18 protein-coding genes are annotated in these 18,948 nt (G+C 40.1%); 15 read left to right on the top strand and 3 right to left on the bottom strand.

Annotation, left to right across the window (positions count from 1 at the left end; genetic code table 11):
• Positions 1–85 precede the first annotated feature (85 nt).
• From IPM71_05440 to IPM71_05420, 5 genes are all read left to right on the top strand, one after another.
• On the top strand, positions 86–1,237 hold the full coding sequence (locus IPM71_05440) for an acyloxyacyl hydrolase (protein QQS52178.1): 1,152 nt from the start codon (positions 86–88) through the stop codon (positions 1,235–1,237).
• 194 nt (positions 1,238–1,431) lie between these two features.
• Positions 1,432–2,082: a nucleotide exchange factor GrpE gene (locus IPM71_05435; protein ID QQS52177.1), complete on the top strand. Its 651-nt coding sequence runs from the start codon at positions 1,432–1,434 to the stop codon at positions 2,080–2,082.
• Between the two features lie 17 nt (positions 2,083–2,099).
• Positions 2,100–3,248, top strand: a complete 1,149-nt coding sequence (gene dnaJ / locus IPM71_05430) for a molecular chaperone DnaJ (GenBank protein QQS52176.1) — start codon at positions 2,100–2,102, stop codon at positions 3,246–3,248.
• A 74-nt stretch (positions 3,249–3,322) separates the two neighbouring features.
• Positions 3,323–4,255, top strand: a complete 933-nt coding sequence (locus tag IPM71_05425; protein ID QQS52175.1) for an ATP-binding cassette domain-containing protein — start codon at positions 3,323–3,325, stop codon at positions 4,253–4,255.
• Positions 4,252–5,625, top strand: coding sequence for an ABC transporter permease (locus IPM71_05420; protein QQS52174.1), 1,374 nt, complete (start codon positions 4,252–4,254; stop codon positions 5,623–5,625). The genes IPM71_05425 and IPM71_05420 overlap by 4 nt, the downstream gene beginning before the upstream one ends.
• A gap of 55 nt (positions 5,626–5,680) precedes the next feature.
• On the opposite strand, the gene IPM71_05415 is transcribed toward IPM71_05420, so the two are convergent.
• Entirely contained in the window at positions 5,681–6,295 is a 615-nt protein-coding gene (locus IPM71_05415) for a response regulator transcription factor (protein ID QQS52173.1), read from the bottom strand.
• Positions 6,296–6,349: 54 nt separating this feature from the next.
• Positions 6,350–8,284 carry a sensor histidine kinase gene (locus tag IPM71_05410; GenBank protein ID QQS52172.1) on the bottom strand — a complete coding sequence of 645 codons (1,935 nt, stop codon included), beginning with the start codon at positions 8,282–8,284 and terminating at the stop codon, positions 6,350–6,352.
• 325 nt (positions 8,285–8,609) lie between these two features.
• On the opposite strand from IPM71_05410, the gene IPM71_05405 reads away from it, so the two are divergent.
• Positions 8,610–8,795 (top strand): hypothetical protein, encoded by a 186-nt coding sequence (locus IPM71_05405; protein QQS52171.1) that lies wholly within the window; start codon positions 8,610–8,612, stop codon positions 8,793–8,795.
• Between the two features lie 43 nt (positions 8,796–8,838).
• Here IPM71_05405 and IPM71_05400 read toward each other — a convergent pair whose 3' ends face one another.
• Positions 8,839–9,357: a hypothetical protein gene (locus tag IPM71_05400; protein ID QQS52170.1), complete on the bottom strand. Its 519-nt coding sequence runs from the start codon at positions 9,355–9,357 to the stop codon at positions 8,839–8,841.
• A gap of 245 nt (positions 9,358–9,602) precedes the next feature.
• Between IPM71_05400 and IPM71_05395 the strand changes: the two genes are divergently transcribed.
• The 9 genes from IPM71_05395 to IPM71_05355 all read left to right on the top strand — a co-directional run bounded on the left by IPM71_05395 (position 9,603) and on the right by IPM71_05355 (position 18,731).
• The gene (locus IPM71_05395; protein QQS52169.1) at positions 9,603–10,193 is read left to right on the top strand and encodes a hypothetical protein; all 591 of its coding nucleotides are present in this window, start codon (positions 9,603–9,605) and stop codon (positions 10,191–10,193) included.
• Between the two features lie 149 nt (positions 10,194–10,342).
• Positions 10,343–12,187 (top strand): Ig-like domain-containing protein, encoded by a 1,845-nt coding sequence (locus IPM71_05390; protein QQS52168.1) that lies wholly within the window; start codon positions 10,343–10,345, stop codon positions 12,185–12,187.
• Between the two features lie 93 nt (positions 12,188–12,280).
• The gene (locus tag IPM71_05385) at positions 12,281–12,889 is read left to right on the top strand and encodes a YIP1 family protein (GenBank protein QQS52167.1); all 609 of its coding nucleotides are present in this window, start codon (positions 12,281–12,283) and stop codon (positions 12,887–12,889) included.
• Between the two features lie 18 nt (positions 12,890–12,907).
• Positions 12,908–13,555, top strand: a complete 648-nt coding sequence (locus IPM71_05380; GenBank protein QQS52166.1) for a hypothetical protein — start codon at positions 12,908–12,910, stop codon at positions 13,553–13,555.
• 84 nt (positions 13,556–13,639) lie between these two features.
• Complete coding sequence (locus IPM71_05375) at positions 13,640–14,179, top strand: hypothetical protein (protein ID QQS52165.1); 540 nt, start codon at positions 13,640–13,642, stop codon at positions 14,177–14,179.
• 159 nt (positions 14,180–14,338) lie between these two features.
• Positions 14,339–15,652, top strand: coding sequence for an OmpA family protein (locus tag IPM71_05370; GenBank protein QQS52164.1), 1,314 nt, complete (start codon positions 14,339–14,341; stop codon positions 15,650–15,652).
• 4 nt (positions 15,653–15,656) lie between these two features.
• The gene (locus IPM71_05365) at positions 15,657–16,646 is read left to right on the top strand and encodes a hypothetical protein (GenBank protein ID QQS52163.1); all 990 of its coding nucleotides are present in this window, start codon (positions 15,657–15,659) and stop codon (positions 16,644–16,646) included.
• A 49-nt stretch (positions 16,647–16,695) separates the two neighbouring features.
• Positions 16,696–17,610, top strand: coding sequence for a hypothetical protein (locus tag IPM71_05360; protein ID QQS52162.1), 915 nt, complete (start codon positions 16,696–16,698; stop codon positions 17,608–17,610).
• Complete coding sequence (locus tag IPM71_05355; GenBank protein QQS52161.1) at positions 17,607–18,731, top strand: hypothetical protein; 1,125 nt, start codon at positions 17,607–17,609, stop codon at positions 18,729–18,731. The genes IPM71_05360 and IPM71_05355 overlap by 4 nt, the downstream gene beginning before the upstream one ends.
• The last annotated feature ends 217 nt before the right edge of the window (positions 18,732–18,948 follow it).

Raw genomic sequence — 18,948 nt, 5'->3', positions numbered from 1 at the left:
CGAATAACCGACAAAAAGATAGTGAGTGAAAGTGCACTGCAAAACCCTTTGAATAGAAAAGTAAGAAATTAATATAGAATTTACTATGAAGTATCAAAGAATCATTGGACTTATTACAGGTATATGCATTTCAACCCTGGCAGTATTTTCTCAAAACACTGAACAACCGATTCCGGTTCCTCAAAAGAAATATGTAAAATACCTTGATTTACGATTCGAGAACGGAGCCATGCTTAGCAACGATACCGATTTAGGCGACCAGGTAGTAAACAGTTCGTATTACAATGGAATTGATGTGCGCCTCGCATTTCGCAAATCAGATCCTTACGATATATACAGCAATGTATACCGCAGACCCTACCTGGGTGTGGGCTGGTATGCTTCTACTTTTCATAACAGCGATGTGGGAAAACCGCATGCTTTGTACTTTTTTCTTACCATTCCCTTTGCTTTCGAAGCTACCAATAAACTTACATTTTCTTACACAGGTGCTTTTGGCCTTTCTTATAAATTCAATCCATACGATACCATCGAAAACCCCACCAATGTTTTCATCGGGTCGTACCGCAACTGCTACGTACACCTTGGGTTTCTGGCCAATTACAAGTTCAACGACAAGTTGGCAATGAATGCCACCATCGGGTTCAAGCATTTTTCCAATGGCTCTTTCAAGCAGCCCAATTACGGAATCAACCTTGTTCCGTTTACCCTGGGTCTGAGTTACAAATTAAGTAAAGACCCTATTTATCATTATAAAACCACTATTCCTGATTACACAAAGCATTACCTTACCAATGTGTCCTTTATTGCCGGTAGTAAGAACTACGAACATGGAGAACCAAATTATTTAAAGGCAGCTTTGAGTGTGAACCTTCTTAAACAAATAAACTACCGTTACCGTTTAGGTGTGGGAATGGATATGTATTATGCTGCACACAGCGAATTAAGAAGCGAATCGGGCGAAGCGAATTTCTCCAATTCATTTTCTTATGCTGTGGTTGGATCCTGGGAATGGGCACTCACCAAAAACCTTTATATTCCTTTGGGTATAGGTATTTATCTGCACCGTAATGAGATGAACAACGAAGAAACCCCTTATTACGAAAGAGCAGGAATACGCTACAGGTTTGCCGACCATTACCACGCCGGTGTAACCATAAAAGCACACAAAGGGGTAGCCGATATCTTTGAATGGACAGTGGGTTATACTTTCCATAACGATAAAAACTCGTATTAATAGCACTTTTACATATTGTATTAAAAACCTTTGCTGTTAACGGGCAAAGGTTTTTTTATGGCATTTAAAAACAATTTCTCCCTAATCGTAAATGGCAAAGTCAGATAGGCATCTAACTGTCAATTTGTCCCAAGCAATGCGATTGGCAAGTATTTTGACCCGCGCAGGAGAAATTTTAAAACAGTTCAAAACCTATGACCAGGAAGTCAGTAAAGAAAACCACAGGTAGTGAGAAGTACCAAGCACACGATCACGCAGACAACAAAAATAAAAAAGAATCAGGAGCTGTCGATGAGGCAACATCCATATCAGAAACCGACATTCAGTCAGAGAAAGGCGATAATGTGTCAGCATCGGAGCTGAACGGGCAATCGGAAATAATAGAGGAGTTGGAACGCAGGCTGGAAGACATTCTAGCAGAAGCCAAGGAATGGCAGGATAAATACATGAGGTTGAGTGCAGAGTTTGACAATTACCGCAAACGCACGCTAAAGGAGAAGGCGGAGATCACAAAATTGGCTAATGCCGATCTGCTAAAAGATATTCTTCCGGTAGTTGACGATTTTGAGCGTGGTCGGAATACCCTTTCTCAAGCTGTCGACCTGGATTCGTTTCGACTTGGTATCGATTTAATTTACAATAAATTTGTCGAGTTTCTGAGACAAAACGGTATAAGCGAAATCGATGCTCGCAACCAGGTTTTTGACCTCGATTTTCACGAAGCACTCACCAAAATACCTGCACCTACCGAAGAAGAAAAAGGGAAGGTGATAGATGTGATTGAAAAGGGCTATCTGCTTAACGATCGTGTTATCAGGTATGCCAAAGTAGTGGTAGGCGAATAAAGCGTAAAAGCACAGATATGGCAAAAAGAGATTATTACGAGATACTCGATGTTCCCAAGTCAGCTTCGGCTGATGAAATAAAAAAAGCTTACCGCAAGCAGGCGCTCAAATTTCACCCCGACCGAAACCCGGGCGATAAAGAGGCAGAGGATAAGTTCAAAGAAGCTGCAGAAGCCTACGAAGTACTGAGCGACCCACAAAAGCACCAGCGATACGACCAGTATGGCCATGCCGGCTTGGGCGGTGCTGCCGGTGGTGGAGGTCATTTTACCAACATGGAGGATATCTTTAGTCATTTTGGGGATATTTTCAGCGATTTTGGTTTTGGAGGCTTTGGTGGGTTCAGCGGCAGCAGACACCGTGGCCAGCGTGTGAACAAAGGCACCAACCTGCGTGTAAAAGTTACCCTCGATTTATTTGAGGTAGCCAAAGGGGTAGAAAAGAAGATAAAAGTTACGAAGTATGTAGCCTGTGAGGCATGCCATGGCAAAGGAGCTAAGGGAAGTGATGGTTTTGTGACCTGCAGTACCTGTAATGGTGCCGGCCAGGTAACCCGTATAGCCAATACCATGCTCGGACGCATGCAGACCACTTCGGTTTGCCCAAGCTGCAATGGCGATGGCACTATGATTAAAGATAAATGCAACAGCTGTGCTGGCGAGGGCATTGTAAAAGGCGAAGAAGTAATAAGCCTGAACATTCCTGCCGGCGTAGGAGAAGGTATGCAGTTGAATGTGGCTGGAAAGGGAAATGCAGCGCGCCGTGGTGGTGTGAATGGCGATTTATTGGTGGTAATCGAAGAAAAAAAGCATCCCCATTTGATACGCGATGGCAACGACCTTATGTATTTGCTTTATCTGAGCTTTCCACAGGCAGCCATGGGCGACAATGTTGAAATACCTACCGTTGATGGAAAAGTTAAAATAAAGATTGAACCGGGCACCCAACCCGGAAAGATTCTGCGATTAAGGGGCAAAGGTCTGCCAGAAGTAAATGGTTATGGCCGGGGAGATTTGCTTGTCAACATCAATGTGTGGATACCCACACACTTGAGCAAGGAAGAGAAAAAAACCATCGAGAAGATGGCTGTTTCAGAGAATTTTATTCCTGACGCCGCTGCCGGAGATACCGGCTTTTTCGACCGCATGAAAAACATGTTCGACTAAGGATTTAACCAAATTTAACCACCGGGATACTTTGACGATACCATTAAAATCATATTTTTGGTTAAAAAAAATCTATGCCCTATTTCGAAGCCCGCCAGATTTACAAGCAGTACAGCAACCAACTTGCCCTTCACAATGTCTCCATCGATGTTCCCCAAGCCTCTGTTTATGGACTGTTAGGCCCCAATGGAGCAGGCAAGACCACTTTAATCCGCATTATTAACCGAATTACCGCTCCGGATAGTGGAGAGATCTTTTTTCGTCATCATCCCTTTGCAGCCAGCGATATGGCCTCATTGGGTTATTTGCCCGAAGAACGGGGATTGTACAAAAAAATGAAAGTGGGCGAGCAGGCTTTGTACCTGGCGCGTTTGAAGGGCCTATCGCGGCACGATGCCATACACAAACTAAAGTATTGGTTCGATAAGTTTGAAATGGTTAACTGGTGGGACAAGAAGATTGAGGAGCTCTCGAAAGGGATGGCTCAGAAAGTACAATTTATTACTACTATTTTACACGACCCAGAACTAATCATACTCGACGAACCTTTTAGTGGTTTTGATCCTGTAAATGCCAGCATGCTGAAGAAAGAAGTACTTGCACTGAAGAAAGAGGGAAAAACAATTATCCTTTCTACCCACGACATGAGTTCGGTCGAAGAACTTTGCGACAACATAAGCCTTATCAATAAAGCCGAAACTATACTACAGGGCAAAGTCTCCAATATTCGCCAGCAGTTTAAGAAAAACCGCTTCGAATTGGTATTTTCCGGAAATTCCGATGAGCTTTCAAGGCAGCTCCGGGGACATTGTCGGATAGAAGCCAGCGGAATTCGGGAAGATGGCAATGCCTACCTGCTCCTGCAATTGCCAAGTGGTCACCAGGGCAATGATATTTTACGTTATGCGCTTGAGCTGGTGCCAATTCACGTATTCAGAGAGGTATTGCCCTCGATGAACGAAGTTTTTATACAAGCCGTTAAACAACCTCAACCCTATTCGATATGAGCAAGGTCAAGCACATTATAGCCCGCGAATACCTTACCCGGGTGCGTAAAAAATCGTTTATTGTAATGACCATCCTGGGGCCGTTGCTTTTTGCTGCCATGCTCATTGCTCCAATCTGGCTAACTCAATTAGAAGACAACGAAGCTAAAACTATTGTAGTGGTGGAGTACGATCGATTTGGCGAACCTGTACCCGATAGCCTATTGGTGTTTAAAGGCGTTTTTCAGAATAAACCTTTGCTTACCTTCGAATACCATGGTGGCCTTGCGGAGACTATGGTCGAATCGCTTGCAAAAGAGTCGAATTATTATGGGTTTTTAAAAATCAGGCATAACGTAATTTTCAGTGGGCAGGATGTATCGGTAGAGTTTTTGTCTAAAGAACACCCAAGTTTGGGTTTGGAATTGCAGCTTACCTCTACACTCGAAAATTACCTGCAAAGCAGAAAACTGCTTACCTACAATGTTCCACCGGAAGTATTAAAATCGCTCAAAACCCATGTCAGTTTATCGTCTAAACTGCTCGATAAAGATGGATTTAAAGACAAGGGCAACGTAAACCTGAAGCGCATTGTGGGGTATGTGTGCAGCATGCTTATTTATGGCTTTATCTTTTATTTTGGCTCGCAGGTGATGCGCGGGGTGGTCGAAGAGAAAACAAATCGTATTATCGAAGTAATTATTACCTCGGTAAAACCTTTTCAGCTGATGCTTGGCAAAATTGTGGGTATCGGTCTTGTGGGCCTCACACAGTTTTTAGCTTGGATCCTGCTTACCATTCTTATTTTTCAGGGAGCTTCCAGCTTTTTGATGCGCGAAAAAATGAACGATGTGGAGGCAATGCAAAACCAACCCACGGAATTGTTCGAATCGACTCCTGCCGCAGATGTGGCTACCATCGAAGAGCCGGAGTTTGATTTCTCGGGTATGATTGAGATGGTGAAGGATATTGACATTGTACTTATTTTCGGCTTGTTTCTGTTTTATTTTTTAGGGGGCTATTTATTGTATGCGGCCATGTTTGCCGCCATTGGTTCGGCAGTAGACAACGAAACCGACAGCCAGCAGTTTATGTTTCCGGTCACCATACCATTGATAATTTCCATTATTGTAATGGCCAATGCAATATCCGACCCTTCGGGTTCGGTGGCATTCTGGTTTTCGATGATACCCTTTACTTCGCCCATTATCATGATGGCCCGGATTCCCTTTGGTGTGCCAGCCTGGCAGGTGGTTGCCTCGATGCATATTCTGATAGCCACCTTTATACTTTTAACCTGGCTTGCCGGTAAAATTTATCGAACTGGAATTCTAATGTATGGCAAGAAACCGAACCTTAAAGAGATTCTGAAGTGGATGCGCTACCAGTAAAGTTATTTTGTTAATGGGCAAGGGTATGGTTAAAGATAGAGTCTATAAATCCCACCTAAATTAAATCGTGCAACATGGCTATTTTTACAAGAGATGCCGTGTTTTTGGCTCCCAGCTTGGTAAGTAAATTTTTGCGGTGACTGTCGACAGTAAGCGGGCTGATAAACATCTGTTCTGCTATTTCGTTGTTGGTGAGGCCATCCGAAATATATCGCATGACTTCTACTTCTCGTCGGGTAAGCACCGGCAATCCGCCATCGGTTTTGCTCGATAAAACTTGTTGCGATGTTTTGCAAAAGTATTTATTTCCTTGTTTTACTGCGGCAATTGCTGCCATTATTTCTTCCGAATCTGAATTCTTAACCAGGTATCCACTGGCACCGTTTTCCACTATTTTCTCAATAAAGCTGCGCGAACCGAACGAGCTTAATGCAAGAACCTTTATTGCGGGATGCATTTTAAGTATCTGCTTGCATAAATCAATTCCGTTGATGTCTGGCAGGTTTATGTCGAGAAAAACGACTGAAGGGATATAGTTTTTGAGTATCTCAATGCATTCTGCACCGCTTGAAGCCACCGGACATGAAACACATATGCCATTATCGGCAAGTAATTTCTGAAGGCCTTCGGCCACCAGTGGGTGGTCTTCTACAATGAGAATCTCGTTCATGAAAACTGTGAAAGGTTTCTAAATGTACTAAAAAATCCTTATAAAACCTTTCAGTTAGATTTCAAATTCAATTTCCACCTCCGTGCCTTTTCCAGGTGCTGTATGAATATCTATGATTCCATTAAAACTTGCTACACGCGATTGAATGCTGCTAAGTCCAAAAGACCTGCTATTATCGATCTTTTGTATATCAAAGCCTGCTCCATCGTCTTGCACCGTCAGACTCAGTCTGGATTCTTCCTGAACAAGTTGCACAAGTATTTTCTTTGCTCCGGAATGTTTGAGAGCATTGTTAACCAGTTCCTGTATGATACGAAATGCGGTAATCTCAAGGTTCTGTTCAACGGGTACTTCAATTCCATAAAATCTGAATTCAGTTTGTATGGCATCTCCTGGGCTTAAGGTGGAACAAAAATCGGAAACGGCTTCTTTTAGCCCATACTTTAATAGCACTTCGGGCATAAGGTTATGGGCTACCCGTCGTAGTTCCGTTACCGACAAATCGAGGCTGTTGATTGCATTATCGAAATTAGTTTTTCCCTCCTCGTCGAGGAAATAATTGCCTTTTAAATTAGATAGATTCAGTTTTATTCCGGAAAGCATGCCTCCGAGACCGTCATGCAAGTCGCGGGCAAGCCTGCGACGCTCTGTTTCTTCGCCCGAAAGAACAGCTTGGGTGGCAAGTAGTTGTTGGGTTTTTAATAATTCGCTATATTTTTGTTCTGTAATTATTCTCTTTTGTTTGTGATTGTGGAGAACAAAGTATGCCACAACACTCCCCAATAACATAAATCCAGCAAGGGAGAGCATCATGATGGTTCTTAATTTCTTTTCTGTGGTAAGTTGAATTATTTCCTTCTCCTTTTTCTCGGTTTCAAACTTAACTTCCATTTCAGCAATTTCTTTTATTCGGGCTTCGTGATTTACCTCATTTGAAAGTTCGACATATTTATCAAAAGAATACTCACCGTTCGGAAAATCTCTAAGCCCCATGTAGATGTATGTGAACAAGTAATAGTTTACTTGCATGTAGTTTATGTTTGAAGTATCTGTAACTTCTAAAGCTTTTTTTGCTAATTCTAGCGAGTTTTTATAATCTTGTTTTTTATAATAAGCCAGCGAAATCTTACGATAATTTTCCATTCGCAGATTATTATTTTCAATTTCGCTAAGCAATTGCATAGATTGTTTGTAGATGTTTATGGCTTTATCCTGATCCATAGCATAAACAGAATAATAATCGCCAAGACTACCCAAAGCATTGGCTTCATTTATTGATGCTCCTTCTTCGTGAAACAATTGAATTGCCTCGTTTAATGACAATCTAATATTTGTAGTATCATTTTTCTGAAAATAATATTCTGAAAGGTTTGTTAAGCATGAAGCAATACCAATTTTATGGTTTTCCTTCCGAAAGAACTTAAGTGCTATGCTTGAGTATTGGAACATCTGTTCTATCTCGCCAAGATTAATGTACAATGCTCCAATATTGCTATTTATAACAGCTTGATTGTGAACATCGTTTTGCTTCTCGTATATTTTTAAAGATTTTTGATAATACGATAAGGCCAAATTGTAATTACCATTATCGGCTTCTATATTGCCTAGTTCTTTAAATACAAATCCTAAGGGTAAGGTGTCGCCATTTTCGAGATATATTTTTTCTGCTTTTCTGCAATAAATACCAGCACTGTCTAGTAGATTCCTTTTATAATAGGCTGTTCCCACATTCTGGTATGAAAGAGCAATTAAATTATTGTTTTTCGACTTAATTGATAATTCCAATGCTTTAAATGCAAATTCTGATGCTTCTTGAGGATTATTCTCAAGCACCTTATGGCTTAAGTTGTTAAGTATTGAAGCCTTTTCAGCATTAGAAAATGCCGGACTACTTACTACCAAATTTAGGCTATCATTATATTCGCTTTTTTGTGCATATAAAGCGAATAAAAAATTTAAACTTACTATGCTGATTAAAAGTCGTTTCATTTATGAAATATTTTTTATGTCATTTCTTATATCGGACAAGCTTAATATTCACCAATAATTAGTTTTTTACTCTAGTTTTTTGAGAAGTTGTATTTGGCATGAATTATTTTGATAATTATATTCTTTCGTTAATCAATGTAGAATCTTCTATGTTTTTTATTTGTCGTTTTCTTAATACATCCAGTTAGAAATATCTTCAAGAAAGACCAACTCTAACATCTATTTATTCTCTTATTTTTATGCGTCATAACAACATAAGAGGCCTCTTTTTTATGCCGATTAAAAAAATGATTATTTTTGTTCATAAACAAAAATTAAGGAATTTATGAAATCATTTATATCATTAATTTGTATCTCATTCATTTTAATTGCTTTAAATACTAGCTGCGAAAAAGAAGCTCCTATTGTTCCTGAAGGGGCGATCATCAGAAAACAAAGTGCCGATGAACATAATATTGTTTCAAATGAGGAGCAAGGGACTAAAAAAAGTATTATTGGGAATATAAGATAATTGTTAAACCCAAAGCTTTTAGATAAAATTTTTGGATTATAATTTATTTTAACCCAAACTCAACCTTAATTTCGGTTCCTTTCCCGGGAATGCTCATGATATCAAAAACCCCGTTCAACGCATTTACCCTCGATTTTAAACTTTTAAGTCCCATTCCTTTGAATTCAGATATTTTATCGATATCGAATCCTTTTCCATTATCTTCAATCGTTAAGTTGATACGTTCCTTATCCTGAACCAAATCGATCAATACTTCCGAAGCTCCTGAATGTTTCAGTGCATAATTAACCAGTTCCTGGGCAATACGGTACAGAGCAATTTCGATATTTTGATCCATTCTTTGATTCTCGCCATAAAATCGAAATTGGATGTTAATTTCTTTCAGGTTTTCGAGCGAGGTGCAGAAATCCGTCAAAGCATCTTTTAACCCGAATTTAATTAGCGCTTCAGGCATCATGTTATGTGCGACCTGACGGAGTTCATGAACAGATTTGTCAAGTAATTCCAAGGCATTTCCAAAGTCGGTTTTACCTTTTTCATCCAATATAAAATTCCCTTTCATGTGTCAATAATTTTTTCAATGGTCACATCGAAGTTTCAGGGTAGTTCGTTTTTGCAGGATAAAAATACATCCAGTCACCCTTTCAAATGATAGAAGACTGTTTCCATTTCTGTACCTGAGCCATTGCAACGATTGGGTCGTTCAAAACTAACATTTTAAGGCTAAATAAAAATCCACGAAAAAGGGGATATTTCGATCAGGGCAAGGGCATAGCTTTGTTGATGGTTAAAGTTAACAAAAGTTATATGAAGCCTGAATTGGTTTTACCATCAAAGGAGTTAAGCAAACTCGTAGTTGGTTATCTGAGTGCGATAAATGACGAGAATAGTGAGTATTTTAAAAACCTTGTCATTCCGGTTGAAACTGTAAGTTTGGTTTTTTTTCTTGACAAGAGTGGCTCAATTCTCTCGATGAATGGGAATATCAAACTCCCCGAATACTTTATTCTATCGCCCAAAAGTAACCATCGTATCATTTCAGATACTCCTTCGGAACTTTTTATTGTTTTTTGCCGGGTTTCGGCTTTTAGTGCAATTTTTAAGATATCGCCCACTGTATTTTCCGGCAAGCGCTTTATCACCACCGATCTCTTCAGGGGATACCCCATGCTCAAAATCCTGAAAGAAATTACCCCTTTGAATGAGCGAATTGCTTTTTTCGAGAATTTCATTCTCAATAATACTGCTCTAAGAAGCTATAAAGCGATTATAACAGATGAATTTCGTTCCGATTTATTTTTCCCTGAGTACGAAATTAATCAACGCGAAATTAATCATCCAACGCAATCAGGAAATAAAATTTTCCTGAAGAATGATTACCTGAGCGCAGGACGATAGCTATAGTGGAATGCTGAAAATAGCGAATGGCTGTTGAATTGTCTTTATGTTGAAATTTCGACATCGACCAAAATCCACGAAAAAGGGGATATTATTCACCACACGGTAATCTACTTTTGATCTAACCAACACCTACAAAATACTACATCGTGAAAACAAGAATTGTTCTTTTAGCACTTTTTATTCTGGGTTCAAGCCGAATACAGGCACAAGGCATCGAATGCGGTTATCGGTTTATCTATGGTTTCGATCTGGAAGTTATTGGGTTTAACCCACACACTTATTATAAAGTTGTTGAGCTGGAAGAAGACGAAAACGGCCCTGTTGACGGGCCACTTCGTCAGCAGTTTGCTCAATGGCGTATGCTGAATTATGCCAACGAGGCTTATTACACAAATATCAAATACTCAGAAAGTGCAGATGAAAGGTTCAAGTTGAGTAAAGGGCCTCAAAATAGCTCGCCCACTGTATCTTATGATAAACTTTGCTACGGAAGCCCAACAAAGAATTATAGTTATTACTGGGGCGATTTCAAGAATTCCGTTTCGTTTGCACAATTGCCTCCACCACCTTTTTCCGAGATGCTTGATTACATAATTTTTGGCACTGTTACAAACGAAGAGCGAAGTACTGCTTCTAATTTGCAAATTAAATGCATCAATTTCCGCGAAAATCAAACCATTTTCGAGCGGTGGGATGTCATTGACAGTCCTGAATCAGCCTATAATGTTGTTGAAGGTGCTAGTAAGGAAATGATTTCACATCTGGTAAATTCACGCATTGCGGAATACGAAAAAAACAAACGCGATAAATCGAACGAAGAAGATAATGGCGAGGTTGCCATTGAACCTAAGTTCGAATTTGACCAGGCATCGTACGAAGTGGAATACGAATCGTTGTACGATAGGACTGAGGAAATTACTATTACACTTACCGATTGCGATGGGGAGCCCTTGAAGAATAAAGAAATTCTTGTAGAAGTGAAAAAGGGGTCGATTTTGGAGGATAAGGTAAAAACCGATGAGGACGGTAAAGCCGAAGTCACTTACCTGGCCCCTGAAAATAGTTGTACCGACCAGATTCGTGCTTCGTGGAAATTTAAATACCCCAGTGGAAGAACCAACAAAGCAACAAAAAGTGCTTCTATAAAAGTGAAAGCACCGGTTAGAAAAATTGAAGCCCAAATTACGATAAACACCAATTCTTCCACTTATACTCCTTCAAAAGAAGAACCACGCCAATCGACCACACAAAATTATGTAATAACCGGTAAGCTTGCCTGCGAAATTATGCGCAACCGTATTATTATGTATACCGAAACCCCCGAAAGGCGCAGCGAATGCGATGCGGGAGACCATTGCCCCATACTTTCCGGTTCGTCGAACGACATTGTGCGCGACCCAAACGATGTTACAAAAACAATAAAAGACGAAAGATATCCTTTGTATGTCGGGAGAGACTACTCTGAAATGGGATACCGGTATGTGGGGAATCAGGAAAAATATGTTCAAACAATCGTTTCAAAAGCCGAAGGCGCCAACACGATTGAATCGATCCAACTCGAAATAAAAGCATATGTTGGTGCACAAGGTGAGTTGCCATCTTTAGTTCCCCAATATGTTATCTGGCTAAATGGAGCCATGTATTTAGATAAGCTTAGGATTCACCCCGAAGGCAATGGCAGTAATATGGGCTGGGACGATTATCAGGAAAAGCTGGTACCCACTAACAATCCTAATTTCATTGGAATACCCTACTCCATAAGCGATGCCGATATTAGGTTGAACGAAAACCAGATTTACGATCAACTTATCATCAAAGATGTGAAAGGATTAGACGACTACCTGCTTAAGCCGGTAGGTTCATATACAATTACAGCAAGCGGAAACCGCTACACTAAAGATGAAAGTTTCGAATCGGAGGGCACTATAAAAGTTACCATCACTTTTAATCCGGCTCCGATAGAAAAAGATCCGGATTGGGATAATTGGTAAGCAATATAAATTATGCAACAAATTTTAATTCGAATAAAAAGGTTTAACTTCTGTCAAAATCAAATCTTTACATAACCCATAAAACCATCAATTATGAACATCATCGAAAGAGTAAAAAACATTCTCATCAAGCCAAAAGATGAGTGGGAAGTTATCAGTCGTGAAAACACCCCTGTGGCACAGCTTGTAACCAGTTATCTGCTTCTGCTGGCGCTGATACCTGCCGCCGCACAGTTTATCCGGTATGGTTTAATCGGCTACAACATACCTTTTGCCGGGCATGTTTCCGGTTCATGGTCATGGGGTATACGTCAGGCTGTAGTGTCTTATATCGCAACGGTGGGTGGAGCCTTTATCTCAGCAATGATTATAGACATGTTGGCGCCGAATTTTGCTTCTCGAAAAAATTTCAACAAAGCCATGGAATTGGTGGTGTATTCTTATACCGCTTCTTTTGTAGCTGGAATTTTTTATCTCGTTCCAGGACTTGGTTTCTTGGCTATGCTTGGAGGTTTATATGGTCTATACCTGCTTTACATGGGAATGAAACCTATGATGGAGACACCGGAAGATAAACTGGCTCCTTATTTCATTGTTAGTCTTTTGGTAATTATCGGAGTTACCATTGTACTATCCCTCATTTTAGGGGCAATACTATTATCAAGAGCAGCGCTAACAGGTGTTGGAATGCCAGGTATGTAATCAATAATACAATAGACTATGAAAACCATTCAATATACCTTACTATCAATTCTGTTTGTTTTTGCATCGTGTAAAAACAGCGGAGAAAAATCAGCAGCAGAGCAAGCTCTTACCGATAGCGAAAAAATCGACGAAATATCCGAAACGGCCGATTTAGAAAGCGATGCAAAAAAGCGTTACGAAGTCAAATCGGGAACCATTGTTTATACGGCACCCATGGGTGTGGTGCAAACCCTCACGTGGGACAATTATGGACTTATGGAAGTATTTGTAACAGAACTTGAAATGGCAGGTATTACCTCGAAAGACATTCAAATCCGCCGCGATGGATATCAATATTCATTTAAAGCCGGAGAAACAACTGGCACGAAAACCAAATGGTATACCAACGATATGCATTTCTCAAAAATGGATATGGAAGCCATGAAAAAATACAAGGTTAAAAAGTTAGCGGATGAAACCATTGCAGGTAGAAAATGCGAGAAGTACTCGGCCGAATTCGGAGGTTCACCCATGACAACCTGGGTTTGGGGTAATATTATGATGAAAACCATAACTAAATTCGGTACGGGTGAAATGATAATCGAAGCTACAAAAATTGAGGAAGGACCAGTAGCCGCATCCATTTTCGAAATACCTGCAAATATTACTTTCAGCGAAGTTTAATTCTTTCCCAGGGGGTTATTCCCCCTGGTTTTTCTTTTCATATTTACTTGTTAGAAGTAAAAATCTAAAATAAATTTTGAACTAATGGAAACAATACCAATTATCAAACTTAATAAGTATGCAATTTTCTTCGTATTGCTGGGTTTGGTCATTTTACTCTCTTCAATAAGTTTAAAATCCCAAACGCCAAAAGATTTTTCCGGCAAATGGGAATTCGATAAAACTAAAAGCACCCCGGGACAAATTGCATCGAATTATGAGGGTGTCGTAATAAGGACAATTACACAAACGACTTCAACACTTACCTATAGCGAAATCTACACTAAATCAGACAATGCTGATTGGGCGACAGAGCCTGAAGTGTATAATTTGGATGGAAAAGAGACAAGCGAAAAGTTTAGTTTGGGCATCATTAAGAAAACGGCAAAGTGGACGGATGATTTCCAATCAATTACGCTCACATACATTGATGAGAGAATTAAAGATGGAGTATCAGAGCAATTTTTGAATGCTGAGACGCTAAAAGTATCGGATGATGGTCAAACATTAACCATTAAGACATATTCAAAAAATCCTGTTCAGGGAGAAACAACAAGCTTGAGTATATACCATAAAAGGGAATAAATACTTTAGCTAATTGATTTTTACAATGCTTTTTGTAAGCTGCAATGCTATTTTTTCACATAATTAGCAGATCCTGAAAATTCCACGAAAAAGGGGATAGCATTAGGTACCCTCAAATTGTACTTTTAATTCAAACACATACCATTAAAGCTCTACAATATGAAAACGAAATTATTTGTTTTAATGCTTGCATGCATTTTTAGTTTAGTGTTGCCTGCACAGGTAATCGATGTAAAAGGAAAGCTAAAAAATCAGTCGCTCAACCGAGCCAATCTCCGGACAGATCAGGGAATTGACAAAGGTTTGGATGTAATTGAGGGAGGAGTAAAAGATGCGGTCACGGGTGAAGGAGAAAATGACGATGACCAGTCGAAAAAAGACGAATCAAAAGAGGTGGAATCAGATGAACAGCTTGCCTCGGATGGTAAATCCGGCGGCCAGAAAAAACAAGACGATCCTAAGCTGGAATCGTACTCAAAGTTCGATTTTATACCGGGTGAAAAAATTATTTTCTTCGACGACTTCAGTCAGGATGCTGTTGGCGATTTTCCAATGCTATGGAATACCAACGGCTCTGCCGAAGTGGTTACCACCAATTTATTCCCTGGTAACTGGATGAAGTTTGTGATGTCTGAGTGTGTTTGGACCGACGAACTTTTAAATCTTCCGGAAAACTTTACCATAGAATTTGATGTTATCCCGACAGGAGGCCTGGAGGGCGACGGTATGAGTGGTTATGGGTTCAGGCTTATGCAGGCAAAGAATGCCAGGGCTTGGGACGGCGGATCGGCTCCGGGCGAGGGAGGTTTTTATTTCAATGTTGAATATTTTGGCAGGCCAAACTACAGCACCTGGCTAAATAAAGACGATTGCCAGGCTTCTAAATTGAGCGGACATATCAACGAGGAGCAGCTGAAGCAAAAGATGAATCAGAAATACCATATTTCGGTATGGGTTCAAAAGTCCAGAGTAAGACTATACCAAAACGAAAATAAAATCATCGACCTTCCTAAAGCATTCCCTACTGGCTGCCTGAAACCCGACCGCATTCGGTTTGAATACGGTGCAGCCATGATTTCCAATATCCGCATTGCAGTGGGTGCACCCGATATGCGCAGCAAATTAATTACCGAAGGCAAGCTGGTTAGCTACGGAATTTACTTCGATGTAAATAAAGATGTAGTAAAACCCGAATCGTACGGCACACTCAAAGAAATTGCAAAAGTTTTAACTGAAAACCCCGATGTAAAAATAAAAATCGTTGGGCATACCGATAGCGACGGCGCCGATGCTGCCAACCTCGATCTTTCGAAACGTCGTGGCGCTTCAGTTAAGAATGAATTGGTAAAAACTTTTGGAATTGATGCCTCAAGAATTGAATCGGATGGAGCAGGCGAAAGTCAACCAGTTGCACCAAACGATTCGCCGGCAAATAAAGCGCTTAACCGCAGAGTGGAATTTATAAAATTGTAATGCTATGAAGAAGTATATTTTAACATCAATTGCTATAGTGTTTGCGACAGTGTTACTTGCTCAAAAAACGCCGGAAGTCTATTTAAAAGCCATACCAGCTTTGCCGAATGACTCGTGTTCTGTTACTAATGAAGAGGTTAGTTTGTACATGGAAAAAGTGCAAACACTTATTACCGAAATTAATAACGATATACACGCAAGAAACCAAAAAGCCGATGCCTGTGTTGAAGCAAACAAAGCTGTTGCTCAGGAAAATGCTGCAAAACAAATGCAACAGACGTATGGAATGTCGGATGCCGATATAAATAAAATGAAAAATTCGAAGAATATGTCGGATGCCGAAAAAAAGGAACTGGCCAATAAAATGATGATGCAGCAGACAAACATGTCGATGGATGAAGCAAAAAATCTGCAAAATATGAGCGAAGCAGGGCGCACTGCATATGCCGAAGCTTATGCAACAGAGGCAATGGCTACAAATGATCCAAATGCTAAACAACCCGCGAATATCCAGAATTCGCAAAATATAATGGAACTTACTAATCAACAACTAACCCTTAACAACGAATTGGTTAACAACAGCCAGACATTGCAAGCACAGTACAATGCAATTGATAACGATCCTGAGGCACAAAAAATGCTCAATAACATACAGAAATTTCGCGACAAAGAAGCTTCGTATGGAACCATAATTACATCTGCTCAAGTTCCGGAAATAGACACACTTGAGGCTAAAATTAAAAGAGAACAAATAAAGTATTGTGCGTATCAAACTCCAAAATACAGAGCTCAATTACGTGTACATTTGGCAAATGTGAAAGAACGAATGCCCGAGAACCGTAAAATTGGAGAAACCAACAGTGTTGTTTTGAAAGCCGAAACCGGAATTGATCTTCCTCCAGATACAAAGGATGTTGCATGTCTTGAATCAATTGTTGAATATCTCAAACGCCTGAAAGATGTGAATAAATATGTATTGTACTTCCCGGAATAGAAAACAATATGTATTTCATAAAAAACTACAACTGAATTCCCGACCGAAAATGAGAAAATTGCTGATATTGCTATTCCTGGGATTAACTGTTTTTGCCTACGGGCAGAATAATAATCCCTCCAAAGAAGAGATAAGGCAGAAAATGGCCAAAATCCGGCAAACTACGAATTGGGACGATCCGGTTGCTGCTAAAAAAGCGAATGAAGAAATAAAAGAGCTTGCTGCGCAGTTGATGGCCGCTAATAATTCACAGGCTAATCCACAAAACAATAGCGGACAGGAAGAAGGTACTGACAACAAAGATGCCCAGAAGCTGAATGAATTGAACCAGGAAATGGTCGATCAGAAAATGGATGTCTACGCACAAATATGGAAAGCTGCTGCCGGGGGCAAAGGCGCCGATATTCTGCTGGCAGAACCCTTGCGTGAAGAAATTGTTGAGGAATATAAGGCAGATGATGATAAAACCGTAAAAAATGCAGCATATCTTGAACAGATGACGACCCTGGTCATTGACCTTTCTATGCCCGGTGTACAGGCAGTTATCGATCAAATGCCAAATTTCTTGGGGATTAAAGTATTGGTAATTACAGCAGGTGAACATCCTGTTCCGGTAAATATTAGCGCAATACTCAAAAATGCCTCCGGTTATCCGTTGGAAACTTTATACATCATAAATTTTGGTGTATTTGTAAGAGATATCCCACCGGAAGTAACCGGATTTAAACGCTTATCGGTGCTGGGGCTGTTTAATAATAACATCAGTGCTTTGCCTGTAGATCTGGCAAATCTAAAAACATTAAAAGAGCTTTATATCGATGTAAACCCACTTTCAACGGTTTTCCCATGTGCTGAGTCGTTTTCATCGATCGAAAAACTGGGTATTGCCAAAACGAATATTCCCGATTCGGAAATTACCACTTTAGAAAATAAATTCCCCGGCTGCCAAATATTAACAGAATGAGAACACGAATAGTATTCCTCTTATTGATCACAGTGTTTGCCTTTGGTATGGTTTCGGCTTCTGAAACAAAGTTCTTTATTACCTTAAAATATAAAGGCGATTCACTTGCAGCTACAGCCTATGGATCTCCATTTATAACTGAGGTTTCAAATGCTATTGAAAAAACCTTTCCCTGTGCATTGGTTAACGATATAAATTCAGTAACTACTTTGCTTGGATGGGAAAGAACGCGTGCATTACTCAGCGATCGCAGCGACGAAGCCATAAAAAATATAGGTCAGGCAATGGGGTGCAGATACCTGATAAGCATACAAATTACAGTATGGAACAGCAATGTTACCTTTAACCTTACTTGCATGGACTCACAAAAAGCCGAAACCCTTGCAAATATTTTAGAAACTGGCACCCATGGAGCAGACGGCTTAAATAAAATGACCAAAATAAGCGATAAACTAATCGATGAATTGCTGGAGCTGGAAATTTGCCCTTACAAAGGCACAGTTAACATCGAAGTTAAGGGGGAGAAAGATGAAACAACTACTTCAACTTCATCGGCACCCTGTGGTGGCAATTTAACAACCACCATAACCTCTAAAATGAATTCCACATTGACCTGGAAATTTACCAAAACCGGTAGAAATGCAGCAAACGGCACAGCAACCTACGACATGAATACCAAACTCACTTCAGTAATGGATTTCTCGTGTTATCCTTGTAAAAATGGCAAAAAGGGAGCAGCCAAGATTACCGAAACAGATGAATCTGAGGCAAAAGTGGAAGGATTATCAAACGAAAGCACTTTCGAAGGCAATAAGGTAGATGATGTGCGAATTAAAATTGTATTCACAAAGGATGGCACCTATATGATTTTGGTGGAAGCTACCTCAAAAAAAGGAGTGCTAAAAACAACTACCGAAAAAAAGGTTGAAGGTACATGCGAAGACGAGTCTGAGCCCCGCGATACAAAAACCAAAAGTGTCGATGTTCCTTTAAAAGCTGTATTCGGGCCTTTTCAGGGCAGTCCCGAAGATAAAGTGCTTAGTGAGAAAGAAACCAAAGATGTTTCGCAGGGAACGGAGACAACAACCGTAACCATTGATTTTAATCTTACGCGCGAATAAAATTATGACTAGCCGGAATTGTAATATCTTAATGATTAAATTACTGAAAACCTCATTCATAGCGTCATTCCCGAGTAATCGGGAATCTAGTAAATATTTATTATATCCCCGGCTTCCGCTTTGCTTCACCGAGCTTGTCTGCCGCCAGGTAGAGATGAAGGACAATCAGTGTTTCTGCTCAATTGTTCATTCCCGATACTCATTTAAAATTAACCCT

This window comes from Bacteroidota bacterium (assembly GCA_016699695.1).
In the GTDB taxonomy this organism is placed as follows: Bacteria; Bacteroidota; Bacteroidia; order Bacteroidales; family UBA10428; genus UBA10428.
This window is presented reverse-complemented; position numbering and strand designations above follow the sequence as displayed.